This is a genomic window from Streptomyces sp. SirexAA-E, assembly GCF_000177195.2.
Classification (GTDB): Bacteria; Actinomycetota; Actinomycetes; order Streptomycetales; family Streptomycetaceae; genus Streptomyces; species Streptomyces flavovirens.
Window position 1 is genome coordinate 1,987,984 of the sequence record NC_015953.1, and the last position, 18,592, is coordinate 2,006,575.

Here is an 18,592-nt window from a genome sequence, read left to right on the forward strand (position 1 = left end):
TCAGCCGGGGTCGGCCGGATCGTGGGTGATCAGGTCTCCCGGCTGGCACCGGAGGACGTCGCAGATCCTCGACAGGGTCGAGAAGCGGATGGCCTTGGCCCGCCCGTTCTTGAGTACGGACAGGTTGACGACGGTGATGCCCACCTGTGCGGACAGTTCGGTGAGCGTCATGCCGCGCTCGGCGAGGATCCGGTCGAGGTGGATCCGGATCGCGTGGGGTTCCTCTTCCGGCATCAGATGGTCCCTTCGAGATCCTCCCGCATGCGCACGCCCTCGCGCATGATCCTCCCCATGATCACTGCGGCGAGGCCCGCGAGGACGAGCACGAGCGGCCCCGAGAGTGTCGGACCGGAACCCACGATCGGGGCCATGCTCCCGACGAGCCAGGACTGCGACCAGCCGGCGACCAGGCCCGCCAGCGGCGTGCCCACGGCGACGCACCAGCCGAGGAGCGTGAGCCGGTGAGCCACCACGTCGGTGAACGGCCCCCGCAGCAGGACGGAGTTGAGCAGCCGGGAGAAGAGCAGCAGCGCGAGGGCGCCGAACAGCAGCCAGGGCAGCCGGCCCCCGAGGTCGGCGGCACGCTGCCCCAGGGACGGGTCGTCCTGGCAGAGACGGGCGGCGCTGCTGGACGCCTTCACGCCTTCTCCGACCGGCAGGCCGTCCGGCCCCAGGGAGGCGTTGCGCCAGAAGTCCGTCTGCACGCAGACCGCTCCGTCGTCCAGCATGTGCGTGACGGCCGTGCCGAGGAAGGCGAGCCCGCAGAGCACCGCCAGGAAGAAGGTCACCGAGGCCAGGATCCCCGTGAGTCGCGTGGTCATCGCACCCGCCCCTATCGATTGTCGATAGGGGCCAGCGTAGAGCACCCTATCGATATTCGATACCCCCATGGCCGTCGAGGGCATGCCCGGCCGTACGCGGGGAGGGGGGAGTGGACGCCAGGTCCGGATCTCCGGGGCCGCCGGATCTCCGGGGCCGGGAACTCCCGGACAGGGCGACGCCGTGCGACACCACGGGGAGCGATCCGGCGCCGAGGCGCCGGGGAGAGCCGCGGGTGGCGACATCCTCGCTCGGATGGGCCCGGACGGGGACGCCGTCGCTCCTGAGATCAGACGGTCCCCTCGATGCGTTCGAAGATGTCCGCGTCCGCCTCCCGTCGACAGACCGGCAGTTCGGACCAGTCGGCAACATATCCGGGCTTCGGGTCTTCGACGTGCCTGAACATCTGGGCAGTCCAGCAGAGCGCGACGAATCGGCCCTTCTGCTCGCGAGTGAGCCGTGCCGCATGCCCGCCGCTGACCTCGATGAAGTCGCGCACCTGCCCGTACACGGCGGCGGCGGCTTCGCGCTCCCACGCGGGCGTCTCGTCCCACGGCGTGACGTAGCCGGGCTTCGGCTTGCCGGGATAGCGCTTGTTCACACCGTCGATCCACGCCTCACGGAGGATCCGGCCGTCATTCATGCGCGCGTCCCTCTCATCATGCGGTGCGCGGAAGCGCCGCGATTCGGTGATGCCTGTGCGCCCCGAGCACGGCGAGGTCACTCAGGACAGCAGCGCGGCGACGCAGGGACAGAGGCTGGGCAAGGGCTGCGGTGAGCGCTTCCTCTGCGAGATCGGGGCGGCCCAGCTGGAGGTAGCAGGCCCCTCTCTCCTCGGCCAGGCGGGAACCGTCGAAGCGGAGCCAGCCGCCGTTGTGGGGGTGAGCGCCGTCGAGGGCATGCACTTTCTCAGCTTCCCAGGGCTGATGCGGGATCCTCGGAAGATCCGCCAGGACTTCAGCCATGCCATGCCGCGCTCGACGGGCGCCCGGGCCGCAGACAGAGCTCGGTTGAAGGTCTGCTCGGTGACGGTGAGTTCACCGCCTGGTGGTCGGCACTCGGCGGTGGTGCCCCAGTCGCCGGCGCCGACGTAGGCCATGTCGGCAAGGACTGGAACGCCCTGGCGCTCGCAGATTCGGAGGATCTTGTGGGTGCGGGCGGCGGTCAGATCGTGGGCCCTGCCGGGCAGTGCCGTCGACAGCCACAGAACGGCACGGGGGCTGGACCTGTCCGTTGCGCACCCCGACCTCACACCGGCCCGTCACCCGATCAGTGGCCACCCTGAAAACGCTCAGTGTCTCGTGTGTTCAACATCAGGAGTCAAAGCCCCTATGCCATTACAACTCATGAAGCATTTTACATATAGCCTCAAACCGCGCCATTGTGTACGCAATTTCAGCCACTAGCCAAACCTTCCCGTTCAAACACTGGCGACATAAGGTTAAAATTGCAGATAATGATTGCACCCCAAGGATGACAGTGGCCCCTTTTCGGCCAATCTTGATCTTGAGGCTGCGCAAAGATCATCATGCGACATAAGTTCTTCACAACTGGGATATTCCTGGTGCGCAGCCCTCATGGAGGAAAACTTTCTATGCGTAAGAGAGCTGCCGCCGTCATAAGCGCCGCGTTCGTGACTGTCGGCCTGATGGCGGCTTCGCCAGCCTCGGCCGGTGAGGTCGGTGCCCAGGCGCTGTCCTGCAAGACGAGCGCTGGGAGCACGGGCGGGTGGGCTGAGTGCACCGGCTCCGGTAAGTGGAGGGCGAAGGCCGTCTGTGACTTCGAGGCCGACCTCTACTCGCAGCGAGTGGACCAGAAGAGCCGTACGGTGCGCGTCTATGTCCCCGACTGCACCTTCAACATCGAGAAGGTCGTCGTCGAGCTGCTGTAAGTAGCTCAGTGAGCGCGTTGGGGGGCGTAGTGCAAGTACGCCCCCCAACGCTGTCAATAGGATCACACATGCTGTTGGTTGAAGTGAACGATCTGCACCAGGGATACCGCGGGAGGCCGGTGATTCAAGGCGTCAGTCTCACGCTCGAGGCCGGCGCCTTCGGCCTGTTGGGCCCCAACGGGGCCGGGAAAAGCACGCTTTTGCGCAGTCTGGCCACCGTGAGTCGGCCGACTTCGGGGACTCTCAAGTTGTTCGGACACGATGTTCGAAAGCTCAAGGAGCTACGCGCGGCACGGCGCGAAATCGGTTACCTCCCGCAGAGTTTCGCCTATCCTGCCGACTTCACCGTCACAGACTTCGTGCGGCACTGCGCGTGGCTGCGTGAGGTACCGCGAAACGACATCACGCAGGCGGCAGCAGAGGCCATCGCGCGGGTGGAACTCCAGAGCCAGGCGAGCACTCCGCTGCGCAAGCTCTCCGGTGGCATGCTCCGGCGGGCTGGCATCGCCCAGGCCATCGCTGGCCGTCCTACACTGATCATCCTTGACGAGCCCACCACGGGCCTGGATCCGCATCAGCGCGTCCGGTTTCGCGAGCTGGTGCGCGACTTGGCACAGGACAGCTGTGTCCTGCTGAGCACGCACCTCGTCGAAGACGTGGCGCATACGTGTGCCCGTATGGGTGTGCTGTACGAGGGCACACTGCGTTTCGTCGGGCCGCCGGCAGACCTGCAGGCGCTCAGTACCGCCGATGCACCAGGGGACACCCCCTTGGAGCGCGGGTATGCAACGGCTCTCGGTGCGCCTTCCGTGCAGGACCGGGCGGGTGCTCAGTGACCGGGTTCCTCGTCGAGTTCCGACGCACCCCGTTGCGCTGGGCAGTGCTTCCTTTGCTCGCCGCCGCAGCGGCGATGGTCTTCCTCGTCGATGATTCCTGGCAGGGCTCTTGGCCGGAGACGTCGGCGGCGGCGACACGGGCGGCGGTGCCCTTGATGATCGCCGGAGTGGGCCTTGCCGCTCAGCAGTCCTCTCGACTGCGCCGCAGCGGCTCGGATCTGCTTCTGGCCGCTCGGCCGCTGCCGCAGGTGGAACTGACTCGGCTGTCCGCTGACGCCGCGTGGCTCTGCCTTACCTACGTGCTGTGCACTGCATGTGCCTGGGTTGCGACGGTGGGAGCACCCGGGGGGCCTTGGCTCGAGTACCCGCTGTTCGGTCTCAGCGGAATCATTTTCGCACTCGCTCTGGGGCACTTGCTCGGCCGAATCGCGCCTACCCGGTTCACCGGGGCAATCGCGGCGATCGGCGGCTTCCTCCTCTTCAGCCTGGTATTCAGTTCCAACTCATCACCGCTCGCGAACATCGCCTTCTACCATTCAATCGATGTGCGCCTTTCGCCCACGCATCTCGCCTGGCGTCTTGCCGTTATGGTTCTGGCACTGGCAGCTGCCTGCACGGTGGGCTGGGTTCTGGAATCAAGCGGGCGCAGGAAAGTCACCTCAGGCACAGGTGTTTTCTTTTCCGCCGCGACATTGATCGCTATCGTCGCCATGCCGGGAAACGGGAGCCTTCTCCTGGAGAACAGGCAGGCCGAAGAACCAGTATGCGCGCAGAGCGCTGAAAGTTCCGTCTGCGTGTGGCCCGAGCATGCGGACCGTCTCCCGGAAGCAGTCGAAGCGGCAAAGAAGATCACACAGGCCGCCGAAGGAGTCCTTTTCCCCCCAGCCCAGTTCATGGAGCAAGGGCTTGGGGAAGCCGGCGCCGGAGGCTTCACCCTGGACCACGGGTCACAGGACCTGCTTCATACCGTCCTTATCGAGATGACCGAGTCTCATAAGAAATGGTGTGAAGAAGAACCTGAGCGAAAGATGCAGGTCCGGGTGGACGCAGGACTACGACTCGAAGCGTGGCTCGAGGCACGGGCGGCGAAATACACCAAGCTGCCCTCCTACGAGTATTCGGGAGACACCTCATGGCAGCAGGATGTCCGCGCAGTTATGGCTCTTCGTGACTCTCAGCAGGTCGAATCCGCCACGAAGTGGGTCAAGGAGATGCAGGCACCGTGCTGACAGCCGATCGAGGGTTCTCACCCCTTCGGAGCCATCTCAGGTCCCATCACAGCGTGCGCTCCCTCATCTTCATGACCGGATGCGCAGTCGCCCTGACGTGGTGGGGCGGCCAGGCCGTCCTGTTCCCCAACGTCAGCGGCGACAAGCCCATCCCCGCCACCGGGGCAGGATTCATTCCTCTCCTGCTGAGCGTAGGTGTACTGATGTCGACCATCGACCACATGGCGGACTTCTCCCACGCTGCCGCCCTGCCCCGCCGCCACCTCCTCAGCCTGCACCTCACCGCCGCCTTCGCCACTGCGGCAACTCTTACCTGTCTGGCTCTGCTCCTGTCCCAGGACGCCCCTGCTCTCCCCCTGGCATTACGGAACCTGCTGGGCTTCACAGGGCTTTCGGCGCTCTCCGCCGCGGCACTCGGCTCCCGGCTCTCCTGGCTCCTCCCGGTGGCTCAGACCGTGCCCGCGTTCCTGATCGGCGCACCAGGAGCACGAGGGACCGATGCCCAGTGGTGGGAATGGCCACGCGCAGCGGTCGGAAACGGCACAGCGTGGACCGTGAGCACAGTGCTCTTCGGTGCAGGCATCAGCCTCTTCATGCTGCGCGCCAACCGACAGTCCTGAAGAAGACTGACCGCCAGAGGGCCCATCAGGATTCAGCTTGTTCTTTATCTACCAAGGTCTTCCGGGCTTGCCGATGGACGTGAGGGTCTCGGGGCGTTTGACGGTCCTGCGGACGTCGTAGCGGGGCGCCCGGTGTCTGTTCTTGACGCCGGGTGGCCGTCCGGGGCCAGTGCCTCGGAGTTTGAGAAGAGGGGCCGGGCAGGCGAGGTGAGCGCGGATGTTCCTGAACCCTCGGCGAAGCCGGGGCGGTTCGTCGACTCGCTCTTCTGGGAGGTGCGCGCCCAGTTCCTTGAGGAGTTTTTCGCTGCCGGCTGCGGTCAAGTGACCTGCAGCTTGGCTGGCCAGTTTGTGCTCGAGGTGCAGTCGCCCGAACAGTTCGTGGGCCTCACGTTCGGCTGACCAACTCGCCGAAGCCGCTGCGTGGCGCAGGTACTGCCTCAGGGCCTGAAGCCGCTCTGCGGGAGTGATTCTGGTTCGACAGATGCCCGAGGGTACGCTCACGCACTGAGTTCGTTGCAGACAGGCCACTTCCCTGCCTCGCCGCTCGCAGTACGGCCGCACGTTGCCGGACCAGGTCCGGTTGCCCTTGGGCAATGGCATGTTCAGCGAACCAGGCAGCCGCGAGGACAGCGTGGGGGCACTCCGGCTGCAGGCCATCGATGCTGGCGGTGACATCGGCCAACGAAACGTCGTGGTACTGCTCGAAGAACGCCAAGTCCCCCAGTGCGTTCGCCGAACGAATCAGGTGATCGGCGGCGTCGACCTTCTCTTCGGACAGCCGGTGGATGACGGCATTCGCCAGCCATGGTTCGCCCGCTTCGAGCGCTGTTGCCATGACGGATACGTCTATGCGCGTTCCGGCATCATGATCACCCGACTTGTGCAGGACCTCTGCCTGCCGTCGGCGCGTGGAGAGGGGAAAGGAGGGCCGGCCAGCCTCGCCGCATACTTGCCCGGCCTGCACGAGACCAGGCCTGTACCCAGGCCGGCACAGAGGCGTCAGCGCCCTTGCCCCCCAGGGACTCTTCAGGGACTTTCAGCGCTGCCTGAGGGACTTTCGAGGTACTTTTCGCTGCCTAACGCAGCAAGCCCCTGAAAGGCCGAAAAGGGCCTCCGACGCAGGTCGGAGGCCCTTCTGAGGCAAAGCCGCAGGTGGCGGCAGACGAGTCGGGCTGTACGCCGGGTTCTGTCGCCCGGTCGCCTCGCGGCGGCCGGGGAGACGGCCATCCATCTAGGACCGGCATTGCTGCCGGCCTCCTGCGGTCTACCCGCGAACTCGGGCGGGCCGCCCTCGAACGTTCGCGCAGGAGCACCGAGGTGCTCCCTCTTGACCTTGCTCCGGGTGGGGTTTACCTAGCCGCCTGAGTCACCTCAGGCGCTGGTGGTCTCTTACACCACCGTTTCACCCTTACCCGGGACCGAGGTCCCGGGCGGTCTGTTTTCTGTGGCACTGTCCCGCGAGTCACCCCGGGTGGCCGTTAGCCACCACCCTGCCCTGTGGAGCCCGGACGTTCCTCGGGAGGATCCGGAGATCCCCACGCGGCCGTCCGCCCGGCTCGTCTGCCGTGCCGCCCATGCTACCCGGCGCGGGGGGAGGGTCCGCCGCCCGCCGTACCCTTGCTGACGGGCTCCCGCGCGTGCGGGGCCCTGCGTCACGTCCGAAGGAGAACGTCTGTGCTCGTGCTGTTGCCGCCCTCCGAAGGAAAGGCCGCACCGGGGCGCGGAGCACCCCTGAAGCCCGAGTCCCTGTCCCTGCCGGGCCTGGCCGGGGCGCGGGCCGCGGTCCTCGACGAGCTGGTCGAGCTGTGCGCGGCCGACGAGGACAAGGCCCGTGAGGTGCTCGGCCTGAGCGAGGGGCTGCGCGGCGAGGTCGCCAAGAACGCGGAGCTGCGCACGGCCGCGACCCGGCCCGCCGGGGAGATCTACACCGGGGTGCTCTACGACGCCCTCGGCCTGGCCTCGCTGGACGCGGCCGCCAAGCGGCGGGCCGCTTCGTCCCTGCTGGTCTTCTCCGGGCTGTGGGGCGCGGTTCGCGTGGGCGACCGCATCCCCTCGTACCGCTGCTCGATGGGGGTCCGGCTGCCGGGACTGGGCGGGCTCGGCGCGTACTGGCGGGCCCCGATGGCCTCGGTGATGCCCGAGGCGGCCGGGGACGGGCTCGTGCTGGACCTGCGGTCGTCGGCGTACGCCTCGGCGTGGAAGCCGGTGGGCGAGGTGGCGGAGCGCACCGCGAGCGTGCGGGTGCTCCAGTCACGGACGGTGGACGGCGTGGAGAAGCGGTCGGTGGTCAGCCACTTCAACAAGGCCACCAAGGGACGGATGGTCCGCGATCTGCTGACCGCGGGGGCCCGGCCGAAGGGTCCCGCCGAGCTGGTGGAGGCGCTGCGGGACCTCGGGTACGTCGTCGAGGCCGAGGCCCCGGCGCGCGGCGGCCGGGCGTGGTCGCTCGACGTGGTGGTCACGGAGATCCACTGACCGCGACGGCAGGTGTTGCAGCATGCGCAACGCCCGTTGCGTAGGGTGCGGGAGCGCGGCAGGATGAGGGCATGACCTCCCCCGCGCCCTCCGCCACGCCCGCTTCCTCCTCGGCCTCCGTCCTGGATCTCGCCCCCGTCATCCCCGTCGTCGTCCTGGAGGACGCTGCCGACGCGGTCCCGCTGGCCAGGGCGCTGGTCGCGGGCGGGCTCCCGGCGATCGAGGTGACGCTGCGGACCCCCGCCGCGCTGGACGCGATCCGGGCCATCGCCGCGGAGGTGCCTGGGGCCGTGGTGGGCGCGGGGACCGTGATCTCCGTGGCGCACGTGTCCGACACGGTCGCCGCCGGGGCCCGCTTCCTGGTCAGCCCGGGCTGGACGGACACGCTGCTGGACGCCTTGAAGGCGTCGGGGGTGCCGTTCCTGCCGGGGGTCTCGACCACGTCCGAGGTGGTGGCGCTGCTGGAACGCGGCGTCACGGAGATGAAGTTCTTCCCGGCCGAGGCGGCCGGCGGCACCGCCTATCTCAAGGCCCTGTCCTCGCCGCTGCCGCAGGCCCGGTTCTGCCCGACGGGCGGTATCTCGCTCGCCTCCGCCCCGTCCTATCTGGCGCTGAAGAACGTGGGCTGCGTGGGCGGCAGTTGGATGGTGCCCGGCGACGCGGTGGCGGCGAAGGACTGGGCCCGGGTGGAGCGGCTGGCGGCCGAGGCGTCCGCCCTGGCACGCGGCTGAGCGCCGGGCCCGCCCCCGCCGCTACCGCAGGTGGGACGTGTCGTTCAGCAGCCGCAGCGAGGGGTTGCCGTCCGCGTAGTAGGCGACGGTCGAGACGGAGGCCGGAGCCAGCTCCATCCGGAAGAGGGATTCCGGCGGGGCTCCCAGCGCCAGTCTGACCAGCGTCTTGATCGGCGTGACGTGGGTGACCAGGAGCGCGGTGCGGCCCGCGTACGCCGCGATCAGGCGGTCCCGGGTGGCCGCGACCCGCTCGGCCACCTCCGCGAAGCTCTCGCCGCCACCCGTGGGCGCGGCGTCGGGGGAGGCGAGCCAGGCACTCAGGTCGGACCCGAACCGCTCCCGCACCTCGGCGAACGTCAGCCCCTCCCACGCGCCGAAGTCCGTCTCGCGCAGCCCTTCCTCGATACGGACCTCCAGGCCGAGCCGGTCCGCGACGGCGGCGGCCGTCTCACGGCAGCGGCGCAGCGGGGAGCTGACGATCTCCTGGACCGTGCCCCGGGCGGCGAACGCCTCCGCCGCGCAGGCGGCCTGGTGGCGGCCGGTGGCGGACAGTTCGGGGTCGCTGCCGCCGCTGCCGGAGAACCGCTTCTCCGGGGTGAGGACCGTCTCGCCGTGCCGCAGCAGGACGAACGTGGCGGGCGCGCCCAGGTCGGGTGCGCTCGCCCAGCCCACCTGCACGGGCGTCGCGGGGGCCTGGGCGGGCCGGGCGGAGGCCATCGCGGCCCGTACCTTCGCGGCGCCCGCCGCCGCGTCCCCGGGCGGCCCGGCCGGCTCCGGGGCGCGGGCGGTGGGCGGGGTGTCCAGGGCGGCCGTCGAGGACGACGGCTCCCACTGTCCGCCCCGCTTGCCCGCGTCCATCGCCTCGTTGGCCAGCCGGTCGGCGTGCTTGTTCTCGGCGCGCGGGATCCACTCGTACGTCACCGAGGCCGCGGGCAGGATCCCCGCGGCCTCGGCGGCGAGCGGCTTCATGTCGGGGTGCTTGATCTTCCAGCGGCCCGACATCTGCTCGACCACCAGCTTGGAGTCCATCCGGACCCGGACCCGCACCGCCGTGTCCGGGAACAGGTCACGCACCGCCGTGAGGCCGGCGATCAGGCCCCGGTACTCGGCGACGTTGTTCGACGCGACGCCGATGTACTCGGCGGTCTCGGCGAGCACCTGCGCGGTCTCCTGGTCGATGACGACGGCGCCGTACCCGGCGGGCCCCGGGTTGCCCCGGGACCCTCCGTCGGCCTCGACGACCAGCTGGAGGGGAGCGGACATTACAGGCCCGACTCCGAGGTACGGACCAGGATGCGGTGGCAGTTCTCGCAGCGCAGCACGGTGTCGGGGGACGCCGCCTTCACGTCGTTGACCTCGGTGATGTTCAGTTCGAGGCGGCAGCCCTCGCAGCGGCGCTGGTACAGCCGGGCCGCGCCCACACCGCCCTGCTGGGCACGCAGCTTGTCGTAGAGCTTCAGCAGGTCGGCCGGGATCGCACCGGCCACGACCTCGCGGTCCTTGGCGACGGTGGCGGCCTCGGCGTCGAGCTCCTGGGTGGCGGCGTCGCGGCGGGCGGTCGCGTCGTCGACCTTCGCCTGCACGGCGCCGACGCGCTCGGTCAGCTCGGTGACGCGCTCCTGGGCGCCCTCGCGGCGCTCCATGATCTCGAGGACGACGTCCTCCAGGTCGCCCTGTCGCTTGGCCAGCGAGGTGATCTCGCGCTGGAGGTTCTCCAGGTCCTTCGGCGAGGAGACCGCGCCGGAGTCGAGCCGCTGCTGGTCGCGGGCGGCCCGCTGGCGGACCTGGTCGACGTCCTGCTCGGCCTTGGTCTGCTCGCGGGTGGTGTCGCTCTCCTCGGTCTGCGAGGCGACCAGCAGGTCGCGCAGCTGGGCGAGGTCGCTGGTGAGCGAGTCGATCTCGGCGTGCTCGGGCAGGGCGTTGCGCTTGTGCGAGAGCTGCGACAGACGTACGTCGAGGGCCTGGACTTCGAGGAGTCGGATCTGGTCGGCGGGCGCGGCGTTCAGTTGGGGGCTCCAGAAGAGTGGTGGGTGGTCCAGGGGTCGGTGACCTGCGTCGAGACGTGGACCCGCAGGTCCCATCCGTGGCGGTCGGAAATCGCGTCGAGCTGCGCGGCGGCCTGCTCGCACCAGGGCCACTCGGTGGCCCAGTGCGCGGCGTCTACCAGGCCGAGCGGCGAGTGCTGGACGGCCTCGGAGGCCGGGTGGTGGCGCAGGTCGGCGGTGAGGAAGGCGTCCACACCGGCGGCGCGTACGGCGTCGAAGAGGCTGTCGCCGGAGCCGCCGCTCACCGCGACCCGGCGCACGAGGGCGTCCGGGTCGCCGGCCAGCCGGATGCCCTGCGCGGTGGCGGGCAGCCGTGCGGCGGCGCGGGCGGCGAAGTCGCGGAGGGTCTCGGGGTGGTCGAGCTCGCAGATCCGGCCGAGACCCCGGCGGCCGCCGGGGTCGGTGGGATCCGGCACGAGGGGGCCGGTGGCGCGCAGGTCGAGGGCGCCGGCGAGGGCGTCGGAGACGCCGGGGTCGGCGGTGTCGGCGTTGGTGTGCGCGACGTGCAGGGCGATGTCCTGCTTGATCAGGTCGTGCACGACCCGGCCCTTGAAGGTGGAGGCGGCGACCGTCGTCGTGCCGCGCAGGTAGAGCGGGTGGTGGGTGACGATCAGCTGGGCGCCGAGGGCCCGGGCCTCCTCGGCGATCTGCCGCACCGGGTCGACGGCGAAGAGGACGCGGTCCACCTCCGCCTCCGGGTCGCCGCAGACGGTGCCGACCGCGTCCCATCCTTCGGCCCGCTCGGGGGGCCAGAGGGTGTCGAGCTCGGCGATGACTTCAGACAGACGGGGCACGGGGGAAAGGCTACCTGCCCTCGGTACTCGGCCGTCCCTGGCGGGGAGTACCGCCCGGAGCACCGCGGCCGGGCACCGAGGCGGTCCGCCGTCTCCCCACTCGGTGGCCCTCGGGTCGCCGTGGACGCCGGGGACGACCCAACCGTCGGGACCCGTGCAGCACACTCACCCCCGCCCCCTCAGGCGATTACGGACATCACCACCCTTATGTGTGAAGTGCGGTGGCTGTTGTTGTTCGGCAGGAAGTACGAAACCTAGCTTCGGTTGCCGGAGGTGACCGCACCATGACTGCCTGTGCCGTCGAGAAGGAGACCGCCGGGGCCGCGAAGGCTGCCACGGCGGTGGAGCCCGCGCCCGAGCCGGCGGAACCGGACGAACCCGGCGAGCCCGAGAAACCGGGCGCCGCAGGTACGCCGGGAGGAGGCGCGACGAGGCGTGCGCCGGCCCCGGTGACCGCCCCTGCCCGGCCCGCGACACCGTCCCGGTCGCCCGGTGCCGGATGGACCCGGGTGGCCACCGCGCCCACCAGGCCCCCGACGTCAGGCCAAGCGCCGACCACCGCTGCCACGGCTACGGCTACGGCTACGGCTACGGCTACGGAGACGCGTACCCGTACCCGTACGGAACCGGGCACCCGCCCCGCACTCCGCACACCCGCCGCGTCCCCCGGCCCCACCGGCCCCACGGAGCCCCCCACGAGCCCCACGGGCCCTGAGGCGCAGCGCCGGGCCGACGACACCGGATGGTTCCGGGTGACCGTGGCCCCCGGGTCCGGCGAGGCCGCGACGTTCGGCGGGGCCGTGTCCGCGCACCGGCCCAGCGGCGGGATCAGCACCGGAACCGCCCGCACGGGAACCGCCCGTATCGGTGGCGGCGCCCCGGCCCGCGCGCCCCTCCCCCACCGGACGGCCGCACCCGGCGAGGCCGCACGGCGCCGCCCGGCGCCCCCCGCGCCCGTACCGCCCCCCACCCCGGAGAACGCCACGCCCGCCCCAGGAACAGGGGCCGGCACCGCCCCCGGCGCCCCGCCGCCCGCAGCGGGCCACCGCGCGGCCCCGCCTCTCACGGCTGCGGGCGCCCGGCCCCACCCGGATGTGCGCAGGGTGCCGCCCGCTTTGGTCATCGCCGCCGACCGCACCTATGCGGCCCGCCTCACCACCGCCCCCGGGGCCGGTCCGGAGCACGCCGCCGACCCCGCCTGGTATCCGGAGCGGTGGACGCTCGACGGTCCCGAGCCGTACGCCGTGCCCCTCCCCCTGGACCAGCCGGAGGAGGCCGCGTCGGACGTGCTGCCCTTCTCCGACGGGCGAGTCCTGATCCGGCGGCGGGTCGCCGACCGGCATGCCTTCTCGCTGCTCTACCCGACCGGCCCCGGCACGGGCGAGCTCCCGCTGGGCGCGCTCGCGTGCGCCGAACTGACCCTGCTGCCCCCGTCTCCCGACGGCATGAGCGCCTACGCCCTGGTCCCCGGTGACCGTTCCACCGCCGTCTGGCTCGTGGCGGGCGGCGCGTTCGGTCCGGAGCACGTCGCCGAGGTGCCGGGGCGGTGTTCGGGCGGAGTCTGGCTGGACCGGCAGGGCAGACTCCTCGCGCTGGACCGGCAACTGCGGGAGGGCGGCCCGGTGAAGGCCGTCGCCGTGGACCTGGAGCGGGGCGGCGAGGTGACCCCGCTGCTCCAGATCGCACCGGACAGCCACGACCGGCTGCTGCTGGCCGACCCGGACAGCGGACTGCTGCTGATCCGCTCGGACGCTCCCGGCGAGGACCGGCTCGGATGGGGGGTGCTCGGCAGCTGCCTGCCGGTGCGCTTCCCGGAGTGCCTGCGCGTGCCGGGCGCGAGGCTGACCCCGTTCGCCGTGCAGCCCGGCCAGATGCTGATGCCGGAGAGCTGCGCCGTGGCGCTGCGGATCGACGGTGCGTGCGGCAGCTGGGTCGGGGTCTGGCGTCCGTCGGGGCGCAGGCTGCACCAGTGCGCGGCGCCCGGGGGATGGCTGGCCGGCGCGGGCTTCTGGACCCGTGACGGCGTCCTGCGGCTGCCGTACGCGCAGGAGGGCGCACCCTGCGCCGTGGCCCTGCTGGAGGCCCCGGTGGACGAGCCCCACCGGTCCGATACGAACGGAACGGAACCGTCCGCGGTCGACCCGACTCCTGGTGTATGCAGGCCCGTCCCCCTCGGCGAGGCGCCGCTGACCGGCCGTACGGCCCCTGGATAAGCTTGGGTTCGCGCTACGCAGCCGTTTCGTGCGGGTGCCGACGGTGACCGCGTCGGGGGCGGTGGCGGGGCTGCGACACACACGTCAGCGATCGCAACGGAGTGACTTCCCACATGTCTGAAGCCCGAACCGTCACGACCCAGACGCGCCCGCCGGAGGCGGACGCGGAACGGGCCGCAGCCGGCGGCTCCGGAAAGCACCGAGGGGGCGCGTCGGCGGAGAGCACCGCCGTGCAGCCGCACGGCCGCCATCGCCGTCCCGCCTCAGAGGGGGGCAGCGCGGCGGCCTGAGCCGCGCCGCCACGTAACGAGGGCCGTCACAGCCGCCCGGCTGTGACGGCCCTCGCGGGTTCTCCGCCCCGTGCGCCCCACCCAGGACATTTGTCATGTCCGAGTCCGTACAAGCGCCCCTGCCGGACGGCGGCCACGCTCCGTAACGTCGTGTCCATGACGCAGACAACGGGGAATCAGCGGACAGGAGCACGGTCGACCGGGGTGCGCACCGAGGGAATCGGGACGACCGGCCCGGCGGTGTGTTTCACGGCGGCGGTCAAGACGTTCGGCAGGGCGGGCCGCACGGTCCGGGCCGTCGACGGCATCGACCTCACCATCGAGCGGGGCGAGACCGTCGCCCTGCTGGGCCGCAACGGCGCGGGCAAGTCCACGACGATCGGGCTGCTGTTGGGGCTGGACACCCCCGACTCGGGGACCGTACGCCTGCTGGGCCGCACTCCCGACCGGGCGGTCCGGGCCGGGCTGGTCGGCGCGATGCTCCAGGAGGGCAGGCCCATCCCCCGGGTGACGGTGCGTGAGCTGATCACCTTCGTCGCGTCCACCTACCCGCGCCCTCTCCCGGTCGACGAGGCGCTCGCCCTGGCAGGGATGACCGCCTTCGCGGACCGGCGCATCGACAAGCTCTCCGGCGGCCAGACCCAACGCGTCCGCTTCGCCGTCGCACTGGCGGGCGCCCCGGAGCTGATCGTGCTGGACGAGCCGACCGCGGCCCTGGACGTCGAGGCGCGCCGCGCGTTCTGGGACTCCATGCGGTCGTTCGCGCGGCGCGGCAACACCGTCCTGTTCTCCACCCACCACTTGGAGGAGGCGGACGAGAACGCCGACCGGATCGTCGTCGTCGGCCGGGGCCGGATCCTCGCGGACGGCACCGGCGACACCATCCGCAGGGCCGCGGGCGGCAGCCTGGTCTCCATAGACCTGGCGGACCGCCCGGCCGACGGGCTGGAGCTGCTGCCCGGCGTCGTGGGCGTCGACGTACGCGGAGGCCGGGCGCTGCTGCGCACCGACGACCCGGACGCGACCGTGGTGGAACTGGCCCGGATCGGAGCCGTACGCGGCATCCGGGTCGACGGCGGCACGCTGGAGGACGCCTTCCTCGCCCTGACCTCGCCCGAAGCGGCGGGCACCGACACGAAGGAGTCCGTGCGATGACCGCGTACATCCTGCTCGAAATCCGCCGGACCCTGCGCGACACCACGTTCCTGGTCTTCGGGACCGGTATGCCGGTGCTGATGTATCTGCTCTTCACCAACCTGGGCGGCGGCGGCGACCACGACGAGTGGAAGGCCTACTCGATGGTCGGCATGGCGGCCTACGGGGCGCTCGCCTCGGCCATGGCGATCGGTACGGGCATCGCTTCCGACAAGTCCCTGGGCTGGCTCCAGCAGTTGCGGATCACCCCGCTGGCCCCCGGTCGCGCGGTGACGGGCCGGGCGATCAGCGGTTCGGTGACGGTGCTGCCGACGATCCTGGCCGTCCTGCTGGCGGGCGCCCTGGGCAACGGGGTACGGATGGCGGCCTGGCAGTGGATCGCGCTGGTGCTCCTCCTGTGGGCCGGTGCGCTGCCGTTCACCCTGCTCGGCATCGGCAACGGCTACCGGCTGACCCCGCAGGCCACCGGCGTGGTCAACGTGGCCTGCCTGATGGGGCTCGCGATCGTCGGCGGACTCTGGTTCCCCATCACGGAGTTCCCCCAGTGGCTGCGTTCCATCGGGGAGTTCACCCCGGCGTACGGGTTCGCGGAGCTGGGCAGGTCGGTGGTCGCCGAGCACGCACCGGCGGCCGGTGCGCCCGCGGTGCTCGCCGGCTGGCTGCTGCTGTTCGGCGGGTATGCCGTGTTCTCGTACCGTCGGTCCGCACGGACCGCCTGATCGGAGTGACCATGTCCCGCACGACCCGACCGTCCGGCCGAGGACAGGGGCGGCCCCGGCTCGGCAGGGGGTTCCGCAGGCCGGGGTCCCCCGGGCCGTACACCCTGATGCCGTGGCTGCTGCTGGGGCTGGGCGCCTTCTCCAACCTCTGGCAGGGCGAGACCTCCAATCCCTGGGTCGGCGGGCTGGGCCTGTTCGCCTTCAACACCCTGTACGTCTCGGTGGTGTTCCGGGGCTTCGACCGGCGGAAGAGGGAGAGCACCACCTCGTACGTGCTGCTGGTCGCCATGGGCGTGGTCACCTTCTCCCTCGCGATCGGCTACGGGGGCAGCTGGCTGCTGTTCTTCCCGCTGCTGTCGCTGGCCTACGGCACGATCCTGCGCGGCCGGGGCCTCGGATGGGGGCTGATCATCCTGGCCGTCTGCGCCAGTCTGGTGGCCCTGTGGCGCGGCGGCCACTCCTCGGAGCCGTGGACGATCGGTTACGGCACCTTCATCTCGGGCGCGGTGACGGCCGCGATCCTCACCCTGTCCGAGACGGTGGCGGAGCTCCGCGCGACCCGGCAGGAGCTGGCCCGCAGCGCGGTGGAGCAGGAGCGGCTGCGCTTCTCCCGCGACCTGCACGACCTGCTGGGGCACACCCTGTCGGTCATCGTCGTGAAGTCGGAGGCCGCCCGCCGCCTCGCGCCCCGCGACCTCGACGCCGCGCTCGCACAGGTCGGTGACATCGAGTCCGTGGGGCGCCAGGCCCTGACCGAGATCCGTGAGGCGGTGACCGGCTACCGGGAGGGCAGCCTCGACACCGAGCTGAACCGGGCCCGCTCGGCCCTGACGGCGGCCGGCATCGAACCGGTGATCCGCCGCTCGGGCCCACCGCTCACCCCGCAGACCGAGGTGCTGCTCGGCTGGGTGGCACGCGAGGCCGTCACCAACGCGGTACGCCACAGCGGCGCCTCCCGCTGCGAGTTCGCGGTCCGCTCGACGCGGGACCAGGTCCGGCTGACCGTCACGGACGACGGCACGGGCCCCGTGGACCCGGACGGCTCGGTGGGCGGCGGTACGGGGTTGAAGGGCCTGACCGAACGACTGGCGGCCGCAGGTGGCTCCCTGGAATCGGGCCCCGGGCCGAAGGGCGGCTTCGTGGTGGTCGCGGAGCTGCCGTACGAGGCCGAGTACGGGGACCAGGGCGCGGCGGCGGATCCGGAGTGCGGCTGCTGAACGCCCGTGCCCCGTCACGCGGTGCATGACGGGGCACGGGAAGCGCCGGGCGCAGGCGGGACGGTCAGACGCTGCCGAACCGGCCGGCCTTGACGCCCGCCACGAACGAGGCGAACGCACCGGTGGCCACGCCCAGAACCGGGCCGCTCAGATCCTTGGAATCACGGACGGGAACCACACCGCGCGAGGCGGCCAGGTTCGGGGCGACCTCGACGCACTGGCCGCCGTTTTCGCTGTAGGAGGACTTGAGCCAACGAGGGGATTCGGTCGTCACGGGTTGCCCTTTCGTAACTGGTTGATCATGGCCACAGAAGCTGCCTGCGATAGCGCTTCGGCCTGCATCTGATGGTAGGCGGTCAACAGGGGGAGCACGGAAGTGCTTTCGCGCTCCAAGTAGCCCTGTTGAGCCGACTCGGCATATGCCATCAGTGAGCGGTCTGCCATGGTCAGCACTGTTACCGGAAGAGTGAAGGGCCGCCGCTCGCCCATCTCGAACGGTACGAGCTGCAACACGGTGTTGGACTGCTCGGCGAACTCGATCAACCGAGCGAACTGCGCATCCATCACCGCCCGCCCACCGACCGGCCGACGAAGGCAGCTCTCGTCCAAGAGGACAAAGACCAAAGGTGGGTTGTGACGCTCCAGTGCGGCCTGGCGCTCCGCGACGAGCGCCACTCGCTCCTCCGCCTGATCGGAAGTGTGAGCACCGCGCTTCAGAGCGCTTTCAGCGAGCACAGTGGCGTACTCCGGCGTCTGCACCAGCCCTGGAATGACGCCGACTTCGTACAGACGGATTTCGGCGGCCCGCCCCTCGTACCCGACGTACTCCGGGAAGCCCTCCAGGAGGCTCCCGTGCCGGATCTCGCGCCACTCACGTTCGAACGCGTCAGCACTGCCAGCCTTACCGAACACGCGGTCGAGAGCCCTCACGAGACGCAAGGTCGGAAGCTTGCGACCAGTTTCGACGGAGGAGAGATGAGTGCCGGAATAGCCCACCTGTTCCCCCAGCTCCTCCTGCGTCCAGCCGCGCTCCTCGCGTGCGCTGCGCAGACGCGCCCCGAAGGCAGCACGCGGGCTGCTGTCGGGGTTCAAGTCCTTACGGTTCACCGGATGACCACCAACTGTCCGTCCTCAACTGACACGTTGAACGGTTTTTGACTCTAGGACACGCTGACCGCCCCGGTAGTCGGATCACTACGGAGAGGAGCGGCCGTGACCGGAGACGGTGTCCCGTCGCGCGGACCGAAGCCCCCGCCCGCCCCGGTCCGTGGCGCCCTCGTGGTGGACACCAGCAGGGGCGATCGCGTGGGCGAGTTCCGGGGGGTCGCCGGCCCGTACTGGTCGCTGCGGCCCATACGGGGCGGGCCCGAGTGGGAGGTGGACCCGGTCCACGCCCGGCCCGCGAGCGCCAAGGAACGCCTGCACGCCGAGACGGCCCGCGCGAATGCCCGGAGCCGGGGGGCCGTGCTGTGACCGGCCGCCGAACCGTCCCGCCGAGCGACGGGCCCGGCCACGGGATGCGTCGAAACATGTCACACCCATGTTCAGGACGCGTATT

21 protein-coding genes, 1 other RNA gene and 2 pseudogenes are annotated in these 18,592 nt (G+C 70.7%); 12 read left to right on the forward strand and 12 right to left on the reverse strand.

The genetic code is table 11. From position 1 onward, the window contains the following. The 5 genes and pseudogenes from SACTE_RS08745 to SACTE_RS33020 all read right to left on the reverse strand — a co-directional run. Window positions 1–234: a helix-turn-helix transcriptional regulator gene (locus SACTE_RS08745; RefSeq protein WP_014045675.1), complete on the reverse strand. Its 234-nt coding sequence runs from the start codon at window positions 232–234 to the stop codon at window positions 1–3. Next, window positions 234–821, reverse strand: a complete 588-nt coding sequence (locus tag SACTE_RS08750; RefSeq protein ID WP_014045676.1) for a DUF2975 domain-containing protein — start codon at window positions 819–821, stop codon at window positions 234–236. Before SACTE_RS08750 ends, SACTE_RS08745 begins: the two co-directional genes overlap by 1 nt. Before the next feature lie 287 nt (window positions 822–1,108). After that, a complete protein-coding gene (locus tag SACTE_RS08755; RefSeq protein ID WP_014045677.1) occupies window positions 1,109–1,462 on the reverse strand; it encodes a hypothetical protein in 354 nt (117 codons plus the stop codon). A gap of 52 nt (window positions 1,463–1,514) precedes the next feature. Then, window positions 1,515–1,736 (reverse strand): annotated as a pseudogene (locus SACTE_RS33015) (transcriptional regulator); the annotation flags it as partial. Continuing rightward, window positions 1,730–2,029 (reverse strand): annotated as a pseudogene (locus SACTE_RS33020) (transposase family protein); the annotation flags it as partial. The pseudogenes SACTE_RS33015 and SACTE_RS33020, both read right to left, overlap by 7 nt. A gap of 438 nt (window positions 2,030–2,467) precedes the next feature. On the opposite strand from SACTE_RS33020, the gene SACTE_RS08765 reads away from it, so the two are divergent. The 5 genes from SACTE_RS08765 to SACTE_RS34370 all read left to right on the forward strand — a co-directional run bounded on the left by SACTE_RS08765 (window position 2,468) and on the right by SACTE_RS34370 (window position 5,794). Further along, a complete protein-coding gene (locus tag SACTE_RS08765) occupies window positions 2,468–2,710 on the forward strand; it encodes a hypothetical protein (RefSeq protein ID WP_226995151.1) in 243 nt (80 codons plus the stop codon). A 68-nt stretch (window positions 2,711–2,778) separates the two neighbouring features. Beyond that, window positions 2,779–3,546 carry an ATP-binding cassette domain-containing protein gene (locus SACTE_RS08770; protein WP_014045679.1) on the forward strand — a complete coding sequence of 256 codons (768 nt, stop codon included), beginning with the start codon at window positions 2,779–2,781 and terminating at the stop codon, window positions 3,544–3,546. After that, window positions 3,543–4,775, forward strand: a complete 1,233-nt coding sequence (locus SACTE_RS08775; RefSeq protein WP_019992700.1) for a hypothetical protein — start codon at window positions 3,543–3,545, stop codon at window positions 4,773–4,775. The genes SACTE_RS08770 and SACTE_RS08775 overlap by 4 nt, the downstream gene beginning before the upstream one ends. Before the next feature lie 71 nt (window positions 4,776–4,846). Next, the gene (locus tag SACTE_RS08780; protein ID WP_141708031.1) at window positions 4,847–5,395 is read left to right on the forward strand and encodes a hypothetical protein; all 549 of its coding nucleotides are present in this window, start codon (window positions 4,847–4,849) and stop codon (window positions 5,393–5,395) included. A 132-nt stretch (window positions 5,396–5,527) separates the two neighbouring features. Then, on the forward strand, window positions 5,528–5,794 hold the full coding sequence (locus tag SACTE_RS34370; protein ID WP_019992698.1) for a hypothetical protein: 267 nt from the start codon (window positions 5,528–5,530) through the stop codon (window positions 5,792–5,794). Here SACTE_RS34370 and SACTE_RS34235 read toward each other — a convergent pair. Together SACTE_RS34235 and rnpB are read right to left on the reverse strand one after the other, a co-directional pair. Then, on the reverse strand, window positions 5,781–6,230 hold the full coding sequence (locus SACTE_RS34235) for a hypothetical protein (protein WP_141708032.1): 450 nt from the start codon (window positions 6,228–6,230) through the stop codon (window positions 5,781–5,783). The genes SACTE_RS34370 and SACTE_RS34235 overlap by 14 nt on opposite strands. A gap of 324 nt (window positions 6,231–6,554) precedes the next feature. Beyond that, window positions 6,555–6,954, reverse strand: an RNA gene (rnpB, locus tag SACTE_RS32640) — RNase P RNA component class A. 115 nt (window positions 6,955–7,069) lie between these two features. Here rnpB and yaaA point away from each other — a divergent pair. Beyond that, the gene (gene yaaA, locus SACTE_RS08790) at window positions 7,070–7,870 is read left to right on the forward strand and encodes a peroxide stress protein YaaA (RefSeq protein ID WP_014045682.1); all 801 of its coding nucleotides are present in this window, start codon (window positions 7,070–7,072) and stop codon (window positions 7,868–7,870) included. Window positions 7,871–7,941: 71 nt separating this feature from the next. Continuing rightward, window positions 7,942–8,601: a bifunctional 4-hydroxy-2-oxoglutarate aldolase/2-dehydro-3-deoxy-phosphogluconate aldolase gene (locus SACTE_RS08795; RefSeq protein ID WP_014045683.1), complete on the forward strand. Its 660-nt coding sequence runs from the start codon at window positions 7,942–7,944 to the stop codon at window positions 8,599–8,601. Window positions 8,602–8,622: 21 nt separating this feature from the next. Here the strand turns inward: SACTE_RS08795 and SACTE_RS08800 are convergent, their stop codons facing one another. The 3 genes from SACTE_RS08800 to SACTE_RS08810 are packed head-to-tail and all read right to left on the reverse strand — an operon-like array spanning window position 8,623 to window position 11,440. Continuing rightward, on the reverse strand, window positions 8,623–9,864 hold the full coding sequence (locus SACTE_RS08800) for a bifunctional RNase H/acid phosphatase (protein WP_014045684.1): 1,242 nt from the start codon (window positions 9,862–9,864) through the stop codon (window positions 8,623–8,625). Beyond that, on the reverse strand, window positions 9,864–10,607 hold the full coding sequence (locus tag SACTE_RS08805) for a C4-type zinc ribbon domain-containing protein (RefSeq protein ID WP_226995222.1): 744 nt from the start codon (window positions 10,605–10,607) through the stop codon (window positions 9,864–9,866). Before SACTE_RS08805 ends, SACTE_RS08800 begins: the two co-directional genes overlap by 1 nt. Beyond that, a complete protein-coding gene (locus tag SACTE_RS08810) occupies window positions 10,604–11,440 on the reverse strand; it encodes a Nif3-like dinuclear metal center hexameric protein (protein ID WP_014045686.1) in 837 nt (278 codons plus the stop codon). The genes SACTE_RS08805 and SACTE_RS08810 overlap by 4 nt, the downstream gene beginning before the upstream one ends. Before the next feature lie 752 nt (window positions 11,441–12,192). Between SACTE_RS08810 and SACTE_RS08815 the strand changes: the two genes are divergently transcribed. The 4 genes from SACTE_RS08815 to SACTE_RS08830 all read left to right on the forward strand — a co-directional run bounded on the left by SACTE_RS08815 (window position 12,193) and on the right by SACTE_RS08830 (window position 17,034). Further along, on the forward strand, window positions 12,193–13,653 hold the full coding sequence (locus SACTE_RS08815) for a hypothetical protein (protein ID WP_226995152.1): 1,461 nt from the start codon (window positions 12,193–12,195) through the stop codon (window positions 13,651–13,653). Between the two features lie 530 nt (window positions 13,654–14,183). Then, entirely contained in the window at window positions 14,184–15,098 is a 915-nt protein-coding gene (locus SACTE_RS08820) for an ABC transporter ATP-binding protein (RefSeq protein WP_037758563.1), read from the forward strand. Next, the gene (locus tag SACTE_RS08825; RefSeq protein ID WP_014045689.1) at window positions 15,095–15,817 is read left to right on the forward strand and encodes an ABC transporter permease; all 723 of its coding nucleotides are present in this window, start codon (window positions 15,095–15,097) and stop codon (window positions 15,815–15,817) included. Before SACTE_RS08820 ends, SACTE_RS08825 begins: the two co-directional genes overlap by 4 nt. 11 nt (window positions 15,818–15,828) lie before the next feature. After that, window positions 15,829–17,034: a sensor histidine kinase gene (locus SACTE_RS08830; protein ID WP_014045690.1), complete on the forward strand. Its 1,206-nt coding sequence runs from the start codon at window positions 15,829–15,831 to the stop codon at window positions 17,032–17,034. A gap of 64 nt (window positions 17,035–17,098) precedes the next feature. Here the strand turns inward: SACTE_RS08830 and SACTE_RS08835 are convergent, their stop codons facing one another. Together SACTE_RS08835 and SACTE_RS08840 are read right to left on the reverse strand one after the other, a co-directional pair. Then, complete coding sequence (locus tag SACTE_RS08835) at window positions 17,099–17,308, reverse strand: DUF397 domain-containing protein (protein WP_014045691.1); 210 nt, start codon at window positions 17,306–17,308, stop codon at window positions 17,099–17,101. Further along, on the reverse strand, window positions 17,305–18,141 hold the full coding sequence (locus SACTE_RS08840) for a helix-turn-helix transcriptional regulator (RefSeq protein ID WP_014045692.1): 837 nt from the start codon (window positions 18,139–18,141) through the stop codon (window positions 17,305–17,307). Before SACTE_RS08840 ends, SACTE_RS08835 begins: the two co-directional genes overlap by 4 nt. A gap of 105 nt (window positions 18,142–18,246) precedes the next feature. Between SACTE_RS08840 and SACTE_RS08845 the strand changes: the two genes are divergently transcribed. After that, window positions 18,247–18,507, forward strand: coding sequence for a hypothetical protein (locus SACTE_RS08845; protein ID WP_014045693.1), 261 nt, complete (start codon window positions 18,247–18,249; stop codon window positions 18,505–18,507). Window positions 18,508–18,592: the final 85 nt, after the last annotated feature.

Coding starts and splice junctions, on each gene's coding strand:
- SACTE_RS08825 (WP_014045689.1), top strand. CDS start 15,095: ATGACCGCGTACATCCTGCTCGAAATCCGCCGGACCCTGCGCGACACC.
- SACTE_RS08755 (WP_014045677.1), bottom strand. CDS start 1,462: ATGAATGACGGCCGGATCCTCCGTGAGGCGTGGATCGACGGTGTGAAC.
- SACTE_RS08765 (WP_226995151.1), top strand. CDS start 2,468: ATGGCGGCTTCGCCAGCCTCGGCCGGTGAGGTCGGTGCCCAGGCGCTG.
- SACTE_RS08770 (WP_014045679.1), top strand. CDS start 2,779: ATGCTGTTGGTTGAAGTGAACGATCTGCACCAGGGATACCGCGGGAGG.
- SACTE_RS08745 (WP_014045675.1), bottom strand. CDS start 234: ATGCCGGAAGAGGAACCCCACGCGATCCGGATCCACCTCGACCGGATC.
- SACTE_RS08795 (WP_014045683.1), top strand. CDS start 7,942: ATGACCTCCCCCGCGCCCTCCGCCACGCCCGCTTCCTCCTCGGCCTCC.
- SACTE_RS34235 (WP_141708032.1), bottom strand. CDS start 6,230: ATGGCAACAGCGCTCGAAGCGGGCGAACCATGGCTGGCGAATGCCGTC.
- SACTE_RS08750 (WP_014045676.1), bottom strand. CDS start 821: ATGACCACGCGACTCACGGGGATCCTGGCCTCGGTGACCTTCTTCCTG.
- SACTE_RS08830 (WP_014045690.1), top strand. CDS start 15,829: ATGTCCCGCACGACCCGACCGTCCGGCCGAGGACAGGGGCGGCCCCGG.
- SACTE_RS08780 (WP_141708031.1), top strand. CDS start 4,847: ATGACCGGATGCGCAGTCGCCCTGACGTGGTGGGGCGGCCAGGCCGTC.
- SACTE_RS08800 (WP_014045684.1), bottom strand. CDS start 9,864: ATGTCCGCTCCCCTCCAGCTGGTCGTCGAGGCCGACGGAGGGTCCCGG.